Annotated in this window: 13 protein-coding genes; 7 read left to right on the top strand and 6 right to left on the bottom strand. The window is 48.4% G+C overall.

Annotated elements, in window-relative coordinates:
* The first annotated feature begins 40 nt into the window (after positions 1-40).
* Positions 41-5,719: a hypothetical protein gene (locus WFK81_RS03765; protein ID WP_336785095.1), complete on the top strand. Its 5,679-nt coding sequence runs from the start codon at positions 41-43 to the stop codon at positions 5,717-5,719.
* A gap of 43 nt (positions 5,720-5,762) precedes the next feature.
* Here WFK81_RS03765 and WFK81_RS03760 read toward each other — a convergent pair whose 3' ends face one another.
* Entirely contained in the window at positions 5,763-6,926 is a 1,164-nt protein-coding gene (locus WFK81_RS03760) for an ROK family transcriptional regulator (protein WP_336785094.1), read from the bottom strand.
* Positions 6,927-7,166: 240 nt separating this feature from the next.
* Complete coding sequence (locus WFK81_RS03755) at positions 7,167-7,481, bottom strand: helix-turn-helix transcriptional regulator (protein ID WP_336785093.1); 315 nt, start codon at positions 7,479-7,481, stop codon at positions 7,167-7,169.
* A gap of 849 nt (positions 7,482-8,330) precedes the next feature.
* Between WFK81_RS03755 and WFK81_RS03750 the strand changes: the two genes are divergently transcribed.
* The 3 genes from WFK81_RS03750 to xylB all read left to right on the top strand — a co-directional run bounded on the left by WFK81_RS03750 (position 8,331) and on the right by xylB (position 11,615).
* On the top strand, positions 8,331-8,543 hold the full coding sequence (locus tag WFK81_RS03750) for a helix-turn-helix domain-containing protein (RefSeq protein ID WP_336785092.1): 213 nt from the start codon (positions 8,331-8,333) through the stop codon (positions 8,541-8,543).
* Between the two features lie 221 nt (positions 8,544-8,764).
* Positions 8,765-10,078, top strand: a complete 1,314-nt coding sequence (xylA, locus tag WFK81_RS03745) for a xylose isomerase (protein ID WP_336785091.1) — start codon at positions 8,765-8,767, stop codon at positions 10,076-10,078.
* A 40-nt stretch (positions 10,079-10,118) separates the two neighbouring features.
* Positions 10,119-11,615: a xylulokinase gene (gene xylB, locus WFK81_RS03740; protein ID WP_336785090.1), complete on the top strand. Its 1,497-nt coding sequence runs from the start codon at positions 10,119-10,121 to the stop codon at positions 11,613-11,615.
* A 188-nt stretch (positions 11,616-11,803) separates the two neighbouring features.
* Here the strand turns inward: xylB and WFK81_RS03735 are convergent, their stop codons facing one another.
* The 3 genes from WFK81_RS03735 to WFK81_RS03725 are packed head-to-tail and all read right to left on the bottom strand — an operon-like array spanning position 11,804 to position 14,217.
* Positions 11,804-11,989 (bottom strand): twin-arginine translocase TatA/TatE family subunit, encoded by a 186-nt coding sequence (locus tag WFK81_RS03735; protein WP_015846706.1) that lies wholly within the window; start codon positions 11,987-11,989, stop codon positions 11,804-11,806.
* Positions 11,990-12,036: 47 nt separating this feature from the next.
* The gene (locus WFK81_RS03730; protein WP_336785089.1) at positions 12,037-12,594 is read right to left on the bottom strand and encodes a RidA family protein; all 558 of its coding nucleotides are present in this window, start codon (positions 12,592-12,594) and stop codon (positions 12,037-12,039) included.
* An 18-nt stretch (positions 12,595-12,612) separates the two neighbouring features.
* A complete protein-coding gene (locus tag WFK81_RS03725; RefSeq protein WP_336785088.1) occupies positions 12,613-14,217 on the bottom strand; it encodes a flavin monoamine oxidase family protein in 1,605 nt (534 codons plus the stop codon).
* A 383-nt stretch (positions 14,218-14,600) separates the two neighbouring features.
* On the opposite strand from WFK81_RS03725, the gene WFK81_RS03720 reads away from it, so the two are divergent.
* The 3 genes from WFK81_RS03720 to WFK81_RS03710 all read left to right on the top strand — a co-directional run bounded on the left by WFK81_RS03720 (position 14,601) and on the right by WFK81_RS03710 (position 17,547).
* Positions 14,601-14,831 (top strand): MerR family transcriptional regulator, encoded by a 231-nt coding sequence (locus tag WFK81_RS03720; RefSeq protein ID WP_336785087.1) that lies wholly within the window; start codon positions 14,601-14,603, stop codon positions 14,829-14,831.
* Positions 14,828-15,580: a twin-arginine translocase subunit TatC gene (tatC, locus tag WFK81_RS03715; protein WP_336785086.1), complete on the top strand. Its 753-nt coding sequence runs from the start codon at positions 14,828-14,830 to the stop codon at positions 15,578-15,580. Before WFK81_RS03720 ends, tatC begins: the two co-directional genes overlap by 4 nt.
* Positions 15,581-15,816: 236 nt before the next feature.
* Positions 15,817-17,547, top strand: coding sequence for a methyl-accepting chemotaxis protein (locus WFK81_RS03710; protein WP_336785085.1), 1,731 nt, complete (start codon positions 15,817-15,819; stop codon positions 17,545-17,547).
* Positions 17,548-17,554: 7 nt separating this feature from the next.
* On the opposite strand, the gene WFK81_RS03705 is transcribed toward WFK81_RS03710, so the two are convergent.
* The gene (locus tag WFK81_RS03705) at positions 17,555-18,442 is read right to left on the bottom strand and encodes a helix-turn-helix domain-containing protein (RefSeq protein WP_336785084.1); all 888 of its coding nucleotides are present in this window, start codon (positions 18,440-18,442) and stop codon (positions 17,555-17,557) included.
* Positions 18,443-18,627 lie beyond the last annotated feature (185 nt).

Genomic DNA, 18,627 nt, shown 5'->3' with positions numbered 1-18,627 from the left:
CTCAGGATGTACAGGGAATGCGATTGCAAGAAAATATCCAATGAGAACTGATTTAGACTGGTCCGCAGAAACCTACTACTACGAAGGCGAAGTCCGAGTCACCTATGAGCCAATCCCACCAACCAATACGCCAACAGTTTCCTGCGACTGTTCGGCCGAACCCGACACGATCACCTTTGCCGACAAAGACATCCCGGTCACAGCTACTTTAACAGCCAGTATTTCTGGTAAAGGCACCAAGACCATCAAAAACTGGACGGTTTATGGCCGAGCCAGTGACGGCAGCCAGTACACAACTTCAACGGTAGGGTATGGCCTAGATAAGGTCGAGCAGAAGTTCAGCTTCACCATATCCAAGGCCAGGCTAGATGGAGTAGATAGCTATACGGAGACATGGGTTATGCGTGCCCGGGTAAATTTCACAGACGGCACAACGGCGGAGCAGCCAATAGAGTGTACGACAACCGTGACTAAGCCTGGTGCCGTAACGCCGAGTCCGGGAGGTACGCCAACACCGCCGCCAGCTCCTCCAGTCTCGGCAGATGTTGAGTTTGTACCAAATACCATCCTTACAGGCGACCAATCAACTCTAGATAATAACTCCGACGGCTACACATCGATGAGTTGGACATTCTCGAGCAATCTACAAGAGGTTATAACGGATGCCAGCCAATATCGTTATCCCAATGTGAAATTCAATAAACCTGGCTTTTATCAAGCGAAAATCATGGTTACCAATGGCACAGAAACGAAGTGGGATACAGCTTCGCTGCAGGTTCTGGATCCAAAGCCGGTTGCGGTTGTAACAGGGCCAACGAAGGTTATTCAGGGAAGGGACTTCTCAAGCAGCTTCCATCTGTATAATTCATATACCCCGCTTGCAGAGCGTGGGGTAACCATTGATTTTAAGAAAAATCAAACGCGTTACAAAAAAGTCGGGGATCCAGGCTATACGGATGGCTGGCCATCCAAGGGACCTGCAACTCTTGGCAATTATTCCGTAGAAGGCAAAGTTATTGATTCCCAGGGACGCGAGAGTGATTGGGGAACGCATCCATTCGAGGTTGTTCCCGATCAGCCGCCAATGGTAAGCATCATGACTCCGGAACAGACCTATCGTTTTAACGAATCGATGATCTATATTGATGCTGAAAGCGTAGATGGCGATAAGCTTGAATCCATGACAATCGAAGAGCGTTACGATCATGATAATGACGGCAACTACGAAGAAGAGCCGTGGACCACGATTTATACAGGACCGTTCAAGGATACGTATCCCGTCACTTATACGACCGTAGGGAAGAGGCAATATCGGGCAAGCGTGACGGAGGATTTCGGGTTGTCAGCTATGTCCGAGATTGCGGCAACGAATGTTCTGAACTATGCTCCGTTTGTGAATTTTGAGGTGTCAGGCCTGACGCAGCAGCCTGATCAAGGTGATGACAGCGCACCTGAAGATCTCTCTTATTCTGGCGAATCCATCATGCGTTCGTGGAAGCTGCTCCAGCCGTATACGACAAGCACCAATAATCCTATTGGATGGAAAACGAATAACGGCGCATTGCAGACCAAAAATGCCAAGCTGGTCGATTTCTTTATTAAGTACCCGAATATGGGGTTAGGTGCAAATGGCCGCTCGAAATACGAATTGGCGAGCGATTTGACGAATTTGCCAGTATGGGGTCTGCCGAAAGGCGCAGTAGCTGTCCCGTATATTTATGCCGGTCATCGCTTATATTCTCGCGAGAATGACAATATGGTTGAGAGGAATGCTAAAAACGGCTCGGAACTAAGAAGATTTTCTATGAGTGCGGTTAATGGGTATACCTATATAGGAGCAGACAAGAGTGAGAATTTTTACTTTGGAGCAATCATAGATCCTTCGTCTGGTAAATATTCCGTTAGAAAGATCAATAATCAGGGCGAAGTGGTTGGCAATTATGATATACCCACTCAAGTTGGCAGCTATAATATGTTGACCTTTGAAGTTTCCGATGACGGGAAATACCTTTATAGTTCATGGCGGTTTAGAAATCCTGATAATAATTACTATTACACCATTCACGCCATCAAGTATTCAATGGTAGATAAGTCCGTTCAATGGGATGTTAGTACGGCAGGCTTGCAGTACAGTCCAACCTTCTTGCAAAATTACAAAGGCGTTATAGACTCCGATGGAGATTTTTATTTAACTTGGTCTACTCAAACATCTTATGACGGTTATGAAATTTATGAGATGGCCGTCAATGGAAACACGGGAGCCATGGGGTATGGTGCACAAAGAGCCAGTAACTCGGATATCTCGTATATGGTCGCATCGAATGAAACGGATTTCGGTATTATAGGCGGAGATAAGTACAAAATTCTTTATTTTACAGTATCGGGTTATATTCAATATTCCGGCGGAGATAGCAATATGAATACGACTATATACGGTTATTACTGGAATAAAAAAACGGGTGCTCTTTCCATGATCTATTATCCAGGCACTCCTAGACCCACGAGCTGGACTATGGAGTATTGGGAGACCTGTAAAACATGGTGCGGTGCAATGAGTTGGGAAAACACTTGGGGTGTAGGAACTCCTATTATTTATCCTAATGGCAATGTTTACGCAACTCAGCGATATCAGACCGTGGATTATATTTTTGATCAGTACTTAAATATGATTAGGAAGACTTCGAGCAGCAACCTGATTAGCAATACGAAGGCTTTTTTAATGCCAAGCGGTAACATCGCATATCCTGATAACGGGGTTATCGCAAACTATCCTACCATATATAAGCCATATGCTTCTATTATTGCGAATGGTAGAAGTGCTATTGACCCCAATAATAACGCCAGGGGTAGTAAAGTATATAGAAGCGAAATTACGGATACAAGTTATTCGTGGACGTCTAGTGTTTTAAAAGATCCAACGTTAAATACATCGATATTACCGGATGGATCGTTTTACGGGTTTTCGGCAACGGGCACGAGTTCCGGCGTACAATACGTATTCCCGTTTGTATCTGCAAGCGGTAAGAGTGACTATCCCAAAGCAATCGATGATACTACCATCGAAGCGGTGGATTCCTCTTGGGCAGGTCTTTGGTATGATCCGGCGACAAGACTGAAGAACGAACGTCTTTCCTTCAATGTAGCTGTCAATGACGCGACAAATGACAAACCTATCGGTGCAGCCATTCATATTCAGGACGGAAAGAATATGTACGCAACCGAGTGGACCAAGGACAAGCTTACTTTATTTAAAGTCGCGGCAGGCACAAAAACGGCTTTGCAATCGGTAGACTATCCAAGATCGCCGTTTGTAACGTATCCGTTTGAGCTTGAAGCCAGTAACGGCACTTTGCGCGTCTATATCAACCACGTTAAATTAATTGAAATTTCAGACATTACGTATAAGCAAGGTTCGGTAGGCATCATGTCTCTTGGGCAGCAGCAAGCTAAGTTTAGCGATGTGAAGGTCAAGAACTATGGGGATTACTATGTAGAAGAAACCAAACAGTCGGTTCTGGTAGGCGAAGAGATCAAATACGAAACCATTTTTGATGATATCGAAAAAGATCCGGAGTCGGCCGAAGAGTGGAACTATCAGCATGATCCGAATTATTTTGCCAACCCGCTTGGTTTAAGCGTATTTGAGGGTAAAAACTTCGAGGTCAAGCTTCCAACGCTGGACAAGCCTGGCCTCTACCGCATCACGTTTAAGGCAAAGGATAGTCCCGGCATGGATGAATATGAGGCATGGTCGGAACCGGTAACCAAAGAGCTGTATGTACATCGCCGTCCGATTGCGCGCCCGGATGTCCGGTTCACGGGGATTGTTTACCCGGAAGGGGAGACGCTCGACTACTCCACGTTTGATACTTCGTATGACCCGGATATCCCGGATTACCTGGCGGACCGGAAGTTTCGGACCCGATGGGCCGATGAAATGGCATGGACTGCAGGGAAAAGGGAGCTGTATACCAGGCCGGGTGTAGAGCTCATTATTCAAGAGCAAGTGCAGGACGGCTTTGGCGTATGGTCCTATTGGGCGGAGACTCGTGTATACAAGGATGCGCTCCCTGCCGCTAATCAGCATAGGCCGCAGATGATCATTACTTATCCAGGCGGAACTTTGGCTGGCCCGACGTTGCTTGGAGGCGAGCCGATTTTGCGGTGGACGTACAGTGATGCCGATCGCGATCCGCAAGAGCAATTCTACCTAAAGGTCTCTTACGCGGACAATGGAGCAACCATTATGGAAGGGACATACCCCGGCAACGACACTTCGTTCATCCTTGATGAAGGGATCAAGCAGGGACGAAAAGTAAAAGTACAGGGCCGCGTTTATTCCAAAGGATACTGGTCGGATGACAGCAATATCGTATATTTCATTCTGAACACGCCGCCGGTGACGCATTTGCTGTCTTTTAACGGGGCCAAGGCTTCTGAACCTGTCTATACCAATAATAATCGTCCACTGTTAAAAGTATCCGTTACCGATGTGGACGGTCAGCCGGTGTCCAAGGTTGATTACGAGGTCTTTTACAATGCAAGTTCAGAGCTTGCGGTAGACACAAACAACGCAATCAGTGCAACTTCCTACACACCTCCCGCATTGCAGGAAGGACTTCATAATTGGAGGGCAAAAGCAAGCGACAGCTTTGCTTGGGGCGGATATTCGGAGAATGGCTATTTCTTTGTCGATACCGTTCCGCCGAATGATACGAATGAGCAGCTTGAGATCAAGCCTACATCGGTAAAAGTCACGTTTAATCCGTTTAGCGATGCGGCGCCTTCATCCGGTCATGCATCGAGAGCCTTTTATATGCAAAAGGTGAATGATGACGGTTCAACGACTAACATTGATTTGAACAATAACGGAACGACGGAATACAGCATTCCTCTTTCCACTGCAACGACCGGTTATACGGTAGGAGGACTGCTGGCCGGAGCGAAGTACCGGCTGATGGTAGTAGACTGGGACATTGCGGGGAACATGGGACAATACGAATATATTTATTTCACGACAAACCGGCCGCCATCCGCAGAATTCGACTGGTCTCCAAAGCCGGTATACGAAGGAGATACGGTAGTGTTTACTACTGCCGCATCCGACCCGGACAGCAATGATCTGGCTATCACGTATAGGCTGACCAGTCCAACTGGCGTAACCAGAACCTTCAGCTATAACTTCAAAGCACCTTATCCGTCTTTGGGACCAAGCCAACGCATGACGGAAACAGGAGACTGGACGATGCTTCTTACTGTAAGCGATGGTATGGAAACCGTGCAGACGGAGAAAAAAATAAAAGTGCTAGCGCTTGGATTAACGGGCTACGTGAAGCATACCGACCAGTGGGATGACAAACGCAAGGAGTTCAATAAGAAGCAGAGCGGCAGAGAGGATTCGCCGCGGGGGGATAACGTGTTCTGGGCAGGCGAGATGTTCCTGCTGTCAGCTTCAACAACAAACACCGGGACGGCAACAAAAGCAGATCGGGTTGAAGTTGCGATGAAGAGCTATTCCGCGTCGTTAACGGCTTCGAGCAGCACCCGTTCCAATTGGCAAGGAGAACTATGGGAAAATGCATTCAACGATTTGAAGAAAGGCCCGCTAATCTTTGAGTTCACGGCCTATTACAATAACGGCATAGTGAAGCGGGACACGGTTACCGTACAAATTGAAGGGAATGTCTACGACATCGTAGGCGTTCATAGGGTGAAATAATTAAAAAGGCTGCCCCATCTGAGGGCAGCCTTCCTTCGTACGTTTATCCGCTCTTGATTTTCGTGAAAAACTTGCTGATCGCATAATACGCAGCGCCTCGTACGGCAGACTGATCCTGCAGCTCCGCGAACAGAATACGAAGCCGCTCGCGGTGATAAGGCAAAGTACGGCGGGTAACGGATGTTTGTACCGCTTCCTCAAGCCACGTTTTTGCACGGCTCATGCGATTGCCGATGATAACAACGTCGGGATTGAACACATTAACGATGTTTGAAATGCCAGCGCCCATATATTCGCCAATCTTATAGAACAACGCGCGGACTTCCTCGTTGCCAGCTTCCGCTGCTTCGAGAAGATCCTCTAAATTGTCGTAGCCAAGCGGGGCAGCTTGCTCGAGAAGGGCATTCTCGGAAGCATAAAGCTCCCAGCAGCCTTCATTTCCGCATCGGCAAGGCTTGCCGCTATATTCAATGGACAGATGCCCAAGCTCACCGGAGAATCCGGTTGCCCCTTTATATAATTCTTTATTAAGAATAATTCCCGTACCAATGCCAATCCCGACGCTGACATAGATCTGATGGGCGATACCGCGGCCGATGCCGTATTTCTGTTCGCCTTGCGCGCCTGCGTTTGCTTCATTATCTATCGTAACGGGCAGTTGGAACTCTTCCTCCAGCATTTGCTGCAGCTCGACATGCCGCCATTCCAGGTTTGGGGCGAACAGGATGGAGCCCTGATCATCCACAATGCCTGGCACGCCAATACCGATTCCCACAATTCCATAGGGGCTAGCAGGTGCTTTGGCTATCAATTTTTCTATGCATTGAACCAGTTCCTTAAGGGTAAATTCGAGCTGATGCTTCTTTAGGCTTTTCTGAAGCTCGGCAACGACATTGCCCTCAAGGTCGGAAAGCACCCCGCGAATGTAGTTGACGCCAAGGTCGATGCCTACGGCATAACCGGCTTTACCGTTAAACAGAAGCATAACCGGTTTGCGTCCGCCGCTTGATTCCCCGGGACCAATCTCTAATATCAGATCACTGTCGATCAAATCCTGAACCAGATTGGAGACAGTTGCTTTGTTCAGCCCTGTAAGCTCCGAAATTTGCGCCCGCGAGAGGGGGGCATGTTTCAGCACGGCTTCCAGCACGATGGATGTATTTATTTTTTTGATTAGGGTCAAATCGCCTGTCGTAGTTACTTTCAACTGCAATTGCCTCCGTCCATGTCCTCCATTCAGCCTATTGTACCAGAATTTCACCGTGTTTGGCTGTTGTAAAATAGTTTAACATAAAAACTTAGTTTGTTTAATAGACAAACTAAGAATGTATACAAAAGAAGTTAGGTTTGGTCCAAAGATTAAGAAGCCGGACGAAGGGGGAGGGCTATGCAGGGGAGAAACAAGACGATCCATTTTTTGAGGTAAATCTGATATCAAATTTACCTCTTATTTATGTTGGCGCTTCGAAAGTATAAAGCGTTTAAATGCATTGATTTCATTTAATTCTTCTTCGGTCCAATCCTCGCCATCGCTTTCTTTATTTTGATCAAACGTCAAATCCATCCCGTTTTCTTCTATCAGGTTACTCTTTTTCAAACCAAATCTGTTGGCTATCTTCTCGATTGCACCCATGCGAGGCTCTTTAAGGCCTGTTTCCCAAGCAGAAACGGCTTTATTAGTAACACCTGCAATATCAGCGAGATCCTGCTGCGTTAGGTCGTATTTTTCACGTAGCTTTTTTAAATTTGCGCTGATACTCAACATAATCACTCCATATTTATTATAAGTTTATTGTACAAAAAAGGTCGATTAAAATCAACTTAAAGATAGACAAAATCATATATTTGACGTTGACAATCTACTTTAAGAAGAATATTATAGGAACAACATTAGGCAAATAGGGGGGATGTTTTCAGAAAAGCAATAATGAAATTTTTTTTTGAATATCAGTCTACTTTAGGTAGACAGAACTACTTAAAGTAGTCCGAATCATCTCAAATCTAATTATTAATAGTATAGCAAATATTGCGGGATATAAAAGGATCTAATCAAATATGCGGACTCAGCAAGGCGAAATGATTGATGAATGTTCATCAATTAAATTTGAGGGAAGCGAGTGAGATGACATGGACTGGAATTCATTATCGGTTGTAATCGGAGTTTGCACAGGTTCGAGCGGAATTATTTTAGGCTGGTTGGGGAGATCCCGGTCCATACGAAATGAAACGGCTGCTGAAGCTGGCAGGGATGCTGCCTTGCGTATGGACGTTGAGTATATAAAGCGCAGTGTCGCTGATGTGCGATCGGAACAGCGAATACAGGGGCATCGGTTCGACATATTGGCTGAACGAGTTACCCGAATTGAGGAATCGTCCAAGCAGGCTAATCAACGGATTGATCGATTGGAATCTGAAAATTAACGGGCCGTCCAGATAACTCTTTCGCCCCTATTTGCAAATTATTTTCAACTTGCAATAGGAACATATGTTTGGTATATAATAGGAACACACGTTCCTATTATATAGTCAATCTATATAGAGTGAAGCGAGTCGCTTGTTTTTGGAATCGGCATCTTCAAATATGAGGATCAGCTATTATCAGGAGGGTAGTGTGATTCGAGTGGTTTTTACATTTAAAGAAATTCGCCTGGCGAAACAATTGGAGGTTAATGAAGTTGCTGCACTTATCGGTGTGCCGTATGAATTGTTAATGGAATACGAGAAGGACAGCCGCTTGATTCCATGCAGCATTGCCATGGAATTATGTGCTCTATATCGAGTTCCTACAATTGATTTGATTTATATCGGTAAGCTGCCCGATTAGCATGGGCATTTTTTATTCCCCCTTACTTCAGTGTAATGAAGCGAGCTAAGGGGAATATTACTCCTGAAAAATGGTGAAAAAATATTTCGATAAATCTTAGTTTGTTTAATAGACAAACTAAGTTACCCGTGCTATATTATTGGTGAGCGTTTTCAAAACACATTTAGCTAACGAGAAGATTGAACTTATACTCGTACATTTTAAAGGAGGATATTCATCTCATGACGTATTTCGCTAACATCGGCAAGATCCAATTCGAAGGCAAAGGCTCCGACAATCCGCTTGCATTCAAACACTACGATCCAAAACAAGTGGTACTGGGCAAAACAATGGAAGAGCATCTTCGCTTCGCGGTTGCTTATTGGCACACTTTTAACGCTAACGGTACGGATCCGTTCGGCAACGCAACGATGATCCGCGGCTGGGACAAATTTGACGGTCTTGACCGTTCGAAAGCACGCGTAGAAGCTAACTTCGAATTCCTGGACAAAATCGGCGCGCCGTTCTACGCATTCCATGATGTGGATATCGCTCCTGAAGGTGCTACGCTGCAAGAAACGAACAAAAACCTCGACGTTATCGTCGCAATGCTGAAAGACCATCAACAACAATCCGGCAAGAAATTGCTGTGGAATACGGTAAATATGTTCTCGAACCCGCGTTATGTACACGGCGCTGGCACAACTTGCAACGCTGACGTATACGCATACGCTGGCGCGCAGCTGAAAAAAGGCCTTGAGGTCGGTAAAGAGCTGGGCGCTGAAAACTATGTATTCTGGGGCGGCCGCGAAGGTTATGAGAACCTTCTGAACACGGACATGGGCTTCGAGCTTGACAACCTTGCTCGTCTGTACCACATGGCTATCGCTTATGCAAAAGAAATCGGCTTCGACGCTCAATTCCTGATCGAGCCTAAGCCAAAAGAGCCTACTAAACACCAATACGATTTCGATTCTGCAACAACAATCGCATTCCTGCAAAAATACGGCCTGAAAGACTACTTCAAGCTGAACCTCGAAGCTAACCATGCAACTCTTGCTGGCCATACTTTCGAGCATGAAATCCGTACTGCTGCAATTAACGGCATGTTGGGCTCCCTTGACGCTAACCAAGGCGACCTGCTGCTCGGCTGGGACACAGACGAATTCCCAACAGACCTGTACTCGACTACACTGACGATGTTCGAAGTTCTGAAAGCCGGCGGTCTGACTCGCGGCGGCGTTAACTTCGACGCGAAAGTGCGCCGTGGCTCGTTCGAGGATCAGGATCTCTTCCTGGCTCATATCGCTGGTATGGATTCCTTCGCATGGGGTCTGAAAGCAGCTGCGAAGCTGATCGAAGAAAGAATCTTCGACCAAATCGTTGAAGACCGTTACAGCAGCTTCAAATCCGGCATCGGCGCTGACGTTGTTGCCGGTAAAGCATCCCTGGCTTCCCTTGAAGCTTACGCTTTGCAAAACAACCCGATCGTTAACAAATCCGGCAAGCAAGAGCGCATGAGACTGATGCTCAGCGAAGTTATTTTCAGCGTTTAATTAGCTGAGAAATAACTTAGGCAACGGGAGGATTATGTCAATGAGTTATGTAGTTGGTATAGATTTAGGCACAAGTGCCGTAAAGGCATTGCTCGTTGACAAGAACGGAACGGTAGCTGCGGAAGCATCCCGCAGCTATCCGCTGTTCCACGAGCATTCCGGCTGGAGCGAGCAAAAGCCGGAGGACTGGGTTCAAGCCACAATCGAAGCTTTGAATGAAGTTGCTTCATCCAATGGCATCGCTGCTGACCAGATCGAAGGCATCAGCTTCTCCGGTCAAATGCATGGCCTTGTGCTGCTGAACGCAGACAACAAGCCTGTACGCAACGCAATCCTGTGGAACGATACGCGTACGACGGAGCAATGCCGCGAGATCGAGCGTACGCTTGGCGACAAGCTGCTTGGCATTACCCGCAACCCGGCGCTTGAAGGCTTCACGCTGCCGAAGATTCTGTGGGTCCGTCAATATGAGCCGCAAGCCTTCGAGCAAGCGAAGCTGTTTGTGCTGCCGAAAGACTATGTTCGTTATGCCCTGACAGGCGAGCTGCACATGGATTATTCCGATGCTGCGGGTACTTTGCTTCTTGATGTTGCGGCAAAAGAATGGAGCGGCGACGTGCTTGCTGCATTTGGCCTTCCGGCTAGCTTCTGCCCACCGCTGGTAGAATCGCATGGTCTCGTAGGCACGCTGCTTCCTGAGATTGCGGAGCGTACCGGCCTTCAGCCATCAACAAAGGTATTTGCCGGCGGTGCCGACAATGCTTGCGGCGCTATTGGCGCGGGCATCCTGTCCGAAGGTCTCACGCTGTCGAGCATCGGTACTTCTGGCGTTATTCTCGCTTACGAGAATGACAAGAACAAAGACTTCCAAGGCAAGGTCCATTTCTTCAACCACGGCAAAGAGAACTCCTTCTATGCGATGGGCGTAACGCTTGCTGCAGGTTACAGCCTGAGCTGGTTCAAGAAAACCTTTGCTCCTAACGAATCCTTTGACGAAATGCTGCAAGGCGTAGGGGAAGTTAAACCGGGTGCAGGCGGATTGATCTTTACGCCTTACCTCGTTGGCGAACGTACGCCACATGCCGATCCGGCTATCCGCGCAAGCTTTATTGGCGTAGACGGCTCGCATGAGCGCATTCATTTTGCCCGTGCGGTGATGGAAGGGATCACGTTCTCGCTTAACGAGTCCGTTGATATGTTCCGCAGCGTTGGCAAAACGGTCGACAAGGTTGTTTCCATCGGCGGCGGCGCGCAAAATCCGGTATGGCTGCAAATGCAGGCGGACATCTTTAACGCTACGGTAGTTGCGCTTGAGAATGAGCAAGGCCCTGGCCTTGGCGCGGCAATGCTCGCAGCTTACGGCTGCGGCTGGTTCAATAGCCTTGAGGCTTGCGCGGAGCAATTCGTGAAGCATGCGGCTTCGTACGAACCTCAGCCTGAAGCGGTAGAGACGTACAAAGGTTTGTTCCGTATTTACCAGCAAGTTTACGCGCAAACGCGCGGCATGAACGAAGAGCTTGTTGCTTACCGCGGTTAATCACCGCACCATATAACGCGAGTTGATACCGTTTCTTCCGGTTAGCCGGGAGGAACGGTTCTTTTTTTGGCTTGCAGTCCGCTTCACATGTTCGTATAGCAGGGAAAAAGCCTGCTGGAGCTTGGCACGAGGGTAAAGATTAAGCAAAGAGGCCGTACCCAGCAGGAAGGGTACGGCCTCTTTAAGGGCTAGGACTTGCTTTCGGATACGACTTCTTCCTTCGTATCGGAGACAAGCTCCTTTGCCGACGACTTGAACTCATGCAGCGTACGGCCTACGGCGCGGCCTAACTCAGGCAGCTTGGAAGGGCCGAAAATAATCAACACGACAACAAGAATCATCATAAGGCCCGGGAAACCAACGTTTTGCAGCATACGATCATCTCCGTTTCATTCATTGTTATTGTTCACTCTAATAAGAATTAGTCTTGGTTATGATTGCTTGGATAAGCGGCAACAGCCTCAATTTCGATCAGCCAATCCGAATTGACAAGGCTTGCGACGCCAACTGTGGAACGAGCTGTTTTGACTGGATTTTCTTTCGTATTGAAGTATTTGGCGTAGGCTTTATTCCATCCGTCGAAATCGAATTTTCCTCCTTTTGCGGCATCCGGCGCTATGTATACGCGCAGATACGTGACATCCTTCATAGAGAGGCCTTGCTCTTTCAGCAGGGTTTCGATATTTTTCAGAACGCTGAGGCCTTGCTTTTCGGTATCCCCGTAACGCTCGTAGATTGTTTTGCCTTCCTTGTTCACGACGGAAGGTACCGTTCCGCTTGTTTCGAAGGTTGCTGTGCCTGCCGGCATCGCTACCGCGCTCGAGATCGCGGAAGACGGATTGCCGTAGAATTCAGGCTCGTGAATAGGGGCGAGCGGGTATTTATTTGGCGTAACGGCCGCGTATACGCTGGCCGTCGCGGCGAGGCAGGAGATCACAACCGCGCCGGCGAGTACTTTCATTTTTCCAGTCATCTTCATCATAGATCCCTCCTTTGGCTATTCCTTCATAACGCGCTCATGGATGTCGGTGACAACCGAACGCGCGGATTCAATGCCGCCTGCCATCCATGCCGTAATGTAGCTGATATGCTCGCCAGCGAGATAGACACGGCGGTCAGGCTTGCAGAGCACCGGATAGTTGGTCTTGCGATCGTCCTCCGAATAAGAAACCCAGCTGCCTTCGTTATATTTGATCGTCTTCCAGTTCACGGAGAACGAAGACTCGAATTCGTTATAGTATTGCGGGTGAATTTTTGCTCCTTGTTCAAGCGCGTGCGCTTCTCGTTCTTTAAAGGATAACGCGCCGATCTTATCCGCGTTGGAGCCTTGGGCGTAGTAACCGAGCAGCAGACCCTTCTTGGCAAAATAATTCGTTGGAGGATAATAGATCGACGAGATATCCATATTCGTCAGCGTATTGCCGCCGTAGATCTGGTCGTCTTCCTCCCAGAACCGCCGTTTGAATTGAAGTCCGATTTTACCCGCGTTCGCGTATTTCGTATTGTTGATAGCCTTCGTCATCTCCGGTGACAGATCATGCTTGATGTTCTTCAGAACGGAGAGCGGGATCGTACAGATCAGGAAGTCGCCTTCGATTTGCTTGGCTTCGCCGTTCAAGAGGTCGGTATAGGTAACCTGCACCTTATCTCCGACATGTTTGAACTCGGTCACTTCGGAGTGGAATTTAATCCGGTTGCCAAGCCTTTTCTCGAAAGCCTTCGGAATCGCGTCAATGCCTCCGACAGGGTGGAACATCATCATTTGCTGATCATAGCTGTACTCGCTTGCGAAGAAGTTGCCGAAGCCGGAATTAATGATCGCCTTCATTTCGAATGGATCGCGGATGACGCCGGCATCAAGCCTCGAGCCCGGTTCATCTTTATAGCCGCCGCGGGACGAACCCTTGTAGAAAAGGTCTGCGTCAAGGTTGCCTTCGGAGCGAAGGTAAGCGACGATTTTCTCCTTTTCCTCCGCCGAAACCGGAAGATCCAGTCCAGGCTGATTGATGGATTTGGCGAGCAGCTCGTTGACGTAACCTCTTACATCGGCTTTGGCGGCCCGCTTGCGGACGCGGGTGCCGGACAAAGCGCCAACATTCTCATTGTAATAGTAGGCACTTTCGTTGACGTTGTTGAACGGCTCCATCGCGATGCCGAACTCGCGGCAGTAATCCATTGTGACGTGGAACTGAGGAATACGCATCGGCCCTGCGTTCAGGTACATGCCGTCATCAAACCGCGCAACCTGCTTTTGTCCGCCAAGCTCGGTTACCGTTGTGCCCCGGCGCACCGACCAGTTCCGGCCCCCGGAACGGGCGCGGGCTTCAAGAATCGTACAGTTATAGCCGGCATTGCCGAGCTCGTAAGCTGCTGTCAGGCCGGCGACGCCAGCGCCGAGGATAACGACTTTTTTGCCTGATCGGTTTGTACCCTTCAGATCCCAGCTGGATGGAGGTTCATACTCCGCTGCTTTCAGCGTCTCCGGCGTAAATAACCCCATCGTTCCCATTACGCTAAACACTGCGGCGGCTCCGCCGATCTTGCCTACCGTCGTCAGAAATTGTCTGCGCGACAGCTCGTTTGGTGTCTCTTTCGTTTCCATGCCCGTCAACTCCTTCGCTTGATCGATTTGCTCGTCTCGGAAAGAAATGTAGCATGCTTTTTCAAGTCCTCGCCAACTTTTTGTTAGAAAGTCTTACATAAATAAAATTTATTGAAGAGATAAAAATAATCAATCGAATTTAAGCCGTTAGGTAATTATAACCATTTATAGGTGTAGGTTGAGACTCCATATCTCATAAAAACCCAAGTCATTCAAGCATTTGAACATGCAGGATGTTCGTTTTGTTCGTTTGCGAGCTTCAGGTTCGTACAAGCTGACCAGGGCTATCGGTCCCATTGACGAAGAAACAGACCGCTGATATATTTCGAATCAAAGAATTTGTGTTAGGAAACATTACATAACCATTGGGGAGGCGTTTGACGATGAAGGACAAAGTGATGAGTATTGGAATCGTTAGCGACTTAACTGGTTTGACGGAAAGGCAAATTCGATATTATGAGGAGAAGCAGCTGGTTTTTCCGGTAAGGACCAAAGGCGGCGCGCGCAAATATTCCTTTGAGGATGTTGACCGTCTGAAGGAAATTAACGACAAGCTGAGGGACGGCTTTCATACCTTCGAGCTAAGAAAGCCCGGAAGGTTGTGCGGCGAATGAAGAGAATTGAGGAGACTATGACGCTGCTTGGACATCTGACGGAGCTGCGGAGCCGGATCTGGAAGAGTCTTATTGTGGTGCTGCTGTCGCTTGGGGGCGGGCTATATTTATCGCCGAAGGTGCTTCGTTATCTGAAAAGCGTGCCGCCTGGCTCGGAAATGACATGGAATGTATTCTCGCCATGGGACGGCATCCGCATGTATATGTCGGTTGCGCTGGTGATCGCCTTGGCGGTATCGCTGCCGTTTATTTTGTACCAGCTGTGGAGCTTTGTGAAGCAAGGGCTCCATCCCGGGGAGCGGGTCGCCGCCTTGCGGTATGTGCCGTATAGCGTGATCTGCTTTTTTACCGGGCTCGCCTTCGGTTACTTTGTGGTCTTTCCGATGAGCTTCTCCTTCACTTCCAAAATAACAAAAAGCATGGAGCTTGCAGAGACGTACGGGGTTGCGCAATATTTCGGGTTTATGTTCAACATTGTGCTGCCGCTAGCGATTGCTTTCGAGCTGCCGGTTATCGTCATGTTTTTGACCAAGATCGGCGTCCTGACGCCTAAAGCTCTGCATAAAATGAGAAGATACGCTTATCTGACGCTTGTCATCGTAGCCAGTCTGATTTCCCCGCCGGAGCTGATCTCCCATCTGCTGGTATTTGTTCCGCTTGTGGTCCTGTACGAGATTAGCGTTTTGCTGTCGCGGATCGTTTACGGAAAAAGAAAAGCAGCGTCACTTGCGGAGGTATCCGGAGCATAAAATAATCAGATAACAGCCTTGGCTTATAGCCAGGGCTGTTTTTGAATTCCAGCCATTTCAACTTGTCGGGAAAGATTAAAAGCTTTTGCTTTTTATCCGCTAATTGAACTGCCGCAGACAGAATGCGAGCAAATACGGCAAAATCATGGATTTACTGCATGGTTATGAAGTTGGTTGTATTTTACATGTGAGATATACTAACAACATAGTCGAGCGAGTCCAGAGGAGGGCTTTATATGCCGCAATCATTCACAAACAGATGGAAATGGAACATCTCAGTAAGCCAAAGGCTGACGTTATCCTTCCTTGCGATCGTAATTATTTTGGCGGCGAACGGCGCGCTCAGCTTTAACCGGATGAGCAAGCTGACAAGCAACGCGCAGGAGATTTCGCAGGTATGGCTGGCTAATATCAAGGCCATTAACGAAATCAATTATTTGAACGAGCATATGCTGACCATCCAATACAAGATGGCATGGGAAAGCAACCCGCTGAAGCGCAAGCTTCTGGAGGAGGACGGCGAATATACGATCGTTATTCTGCAAAAGAAGCTGCAGGAATTTATGTCGCTTCCGAAATCAGGCGATGACATGAATCTGTCTCGCAACCTGGAAGGGGAGTGGAAGGCATACCTCGCCTTATACCGAAATGTCATCCGTTACTCCAATATGGAAGATGAGAAGCAGATCAGCGATTCCTTGATGGCATCGGAGCAGTCTTTCAGCACGATGCAGTCTTACATAAATACGCTTATCCGGATCAATGAGGAAGGGGCAAAGGCTGCCGAGCAATCCAGCGAAAAGATTAACCGCGAAGCGGTAGCGACCATTGCCATCAGCCTCAGTGCCGCACTTGTTCTGGTTCTCGCTCTGCTCTATTATGTACGCCGGACGATCTCCCTGCCGATCAAGCGTTCCTCGGATGTTATTTCCGAAGTGGCGGCGGGTTCGCTTTCGGTTGCTATTCCGAAGGTAAGGAATCGCGATGAGATAGGGATTATGGTGCAGGCGTTGGGAGAGATGGTCGGTTCTCTGCGGACTACGATGCAAAGCGTGCAAGCTGCCTCTACCAACATCTCGGCAGCTTCGGAAGAGATGCTTGCGGTCTCCGAGCAAAATGCCGGCACGGTCGAGCAAGCTTCGGCCATGTTCCGCGAAGCGGCATCGGGCTCGCAGGAGCAACTCCACAGCTTCGAGGAAATTTCCCGTTCAACGGAAGAGATGGCGCATGAAACGCAACGGATTGCGGAAAGCAGTTCTATCGCGGCGGAGCTCTCGGCAAATGCTGAGCGGCAGGCGAAGGAAGGGGCCGAGACGATAGGACAAGCCGTCCGGACGATGACGGACATTGATGACACCGTTCGGTCAGCATCCGAGCATGTCGCGCTGCTCGAGAATCGCATGAACAACATTGGCAGGATCACCGATTTTATCGGCTCGATATCGAAGCAGACCAATCTGCTCGCGCTTAATGCGGCGATAGAAGCGTCAAGGGCCGGTGAAGCAGGGAAGGGGTTTGCGGTAGTGGCGGAAGAGGTTCGCAAATTGTCGGTCCAGACGGCGGCCTCCGTCTCCGATATTGCCGCCGCTATAGGCATGATTAAAGAAGATACGATTCTGACCGTTCAAAAAATGAATGCGAGCCGAGCGGAAACGATAAAGGGGCTGGAAAAAATAAATGCAGCCGGCCGCTCCTTCCGTCAAATTACGGATGCGGCAGGCGAGGTGTCCGGCAAGATTGAAGAGGTTGCGGTTGCTGCCGAGCAGCTAGCCGCAAGCTCGGAGGAAGTGTCCGCCTCTATCGACCAGCTCACTGAAATCGCGCGCCGTACCTATGATATTGCGAGGGCAGTCGCGCAAAGCGCGGACAAACAAACCGCCTCCGCTGAAGAAATTGCTTCTGCCGCAGGCGGTTTGACGGATATCGCTCAAGACTTGAACGATCTGGTCATGAAGTTCCGTTTCTAATAATTGTCTAATAACGTTTAAAGCCGCTCCATATCGATTCCGGCTTTACCCCCAGCTCCCCGGCTATCAGTTCGGCCGTAAGGCGCTGGGGCTTTTTTATTTTGCCGTTGCGGATTTTGGAGATGGTCGTAAGCGAAATCAAGGTAGATTGCGCCAATGAAGTGGCCGTAATATTTTTGCTCAGCATCAGCATGCGGAGCTTGTAGGCGGCATCCTCTTCCCGAGCCGACTGAAGCATGCCGGTCAGCAGAACGACATAACCCTTGAACTCTTTGTTGCCATGAAAGAAGGGCTTGATAACGACGGTTGTCATCCGGATCTGGTCGCCGAGATACAACCTCACATCGGTCTGCTCGGTTGTACCGTGAGTACGCGAGTATTCCATGATACGCTTGAGCGCTTTGCGGCTTTCTTCCGCGATATGGTCGAATACGGGCTGGTTCACCAGGTTGATGGGCTTGAAGGGCGAGTAATACCGGGTTGCGCTTGTAATCCGGAATTGCTCGGATACCCCAATGCTCATCAGAACCTGATTATCCATCGCATATTGTTCGATATATTTTTCTTCCGACAAGTCCTTGCAGATAATAATGAAGCAAGTCTGTTCGCTGGACGGCAGCCGTCGGCTGGTGAAGCGTACGGGAATGGAGGTGGTCGATTTGGAGATCAACTCCTGCTCAAGCGGCTGTTCATGATCTTCGCTGAGCTGGGTCATAAGTCCGCCGAAGCTAAAGCCTCTCCTTAACAGCCCGTCAGGGTCTGCGTCCATCAGCTCCGTTTTTTTGTATCCGGTTAGCTTGGTAAAGGCATAATTAATATCACGTATATACCATCGATTATGCTCTAGCTCGACGATAAACATCGGATCAGCCAAAAAATAAAACACATTCTCCATTGTTTTGTCACCTTCCTGGAAGTTATTATATGAATCCTTCTATAACATGACGTATAGTGTTAATAAACCTAACGTATAAGAGTATAACTTAAATTATATAAAGTTTTGTTGAAATGACAACACCTTTCATTCATAAAAGTGGGGAATGTTAGGGAATCTTAATATATTGGAAGCCTATTGAAGGA

The organism is Paenibacillus sp. MMO-177, assembly GCF_037147795.1.
Lineage (GTDB): Bacteria > Bacillota > Bacilli > Paenibacillales > Paenibacillaceae > Pristimantibacillus.
Note: the sequence above shows the minus strand (reverse complement) of the source record. Positions and strands in the feature narration are given on the sequence as shown.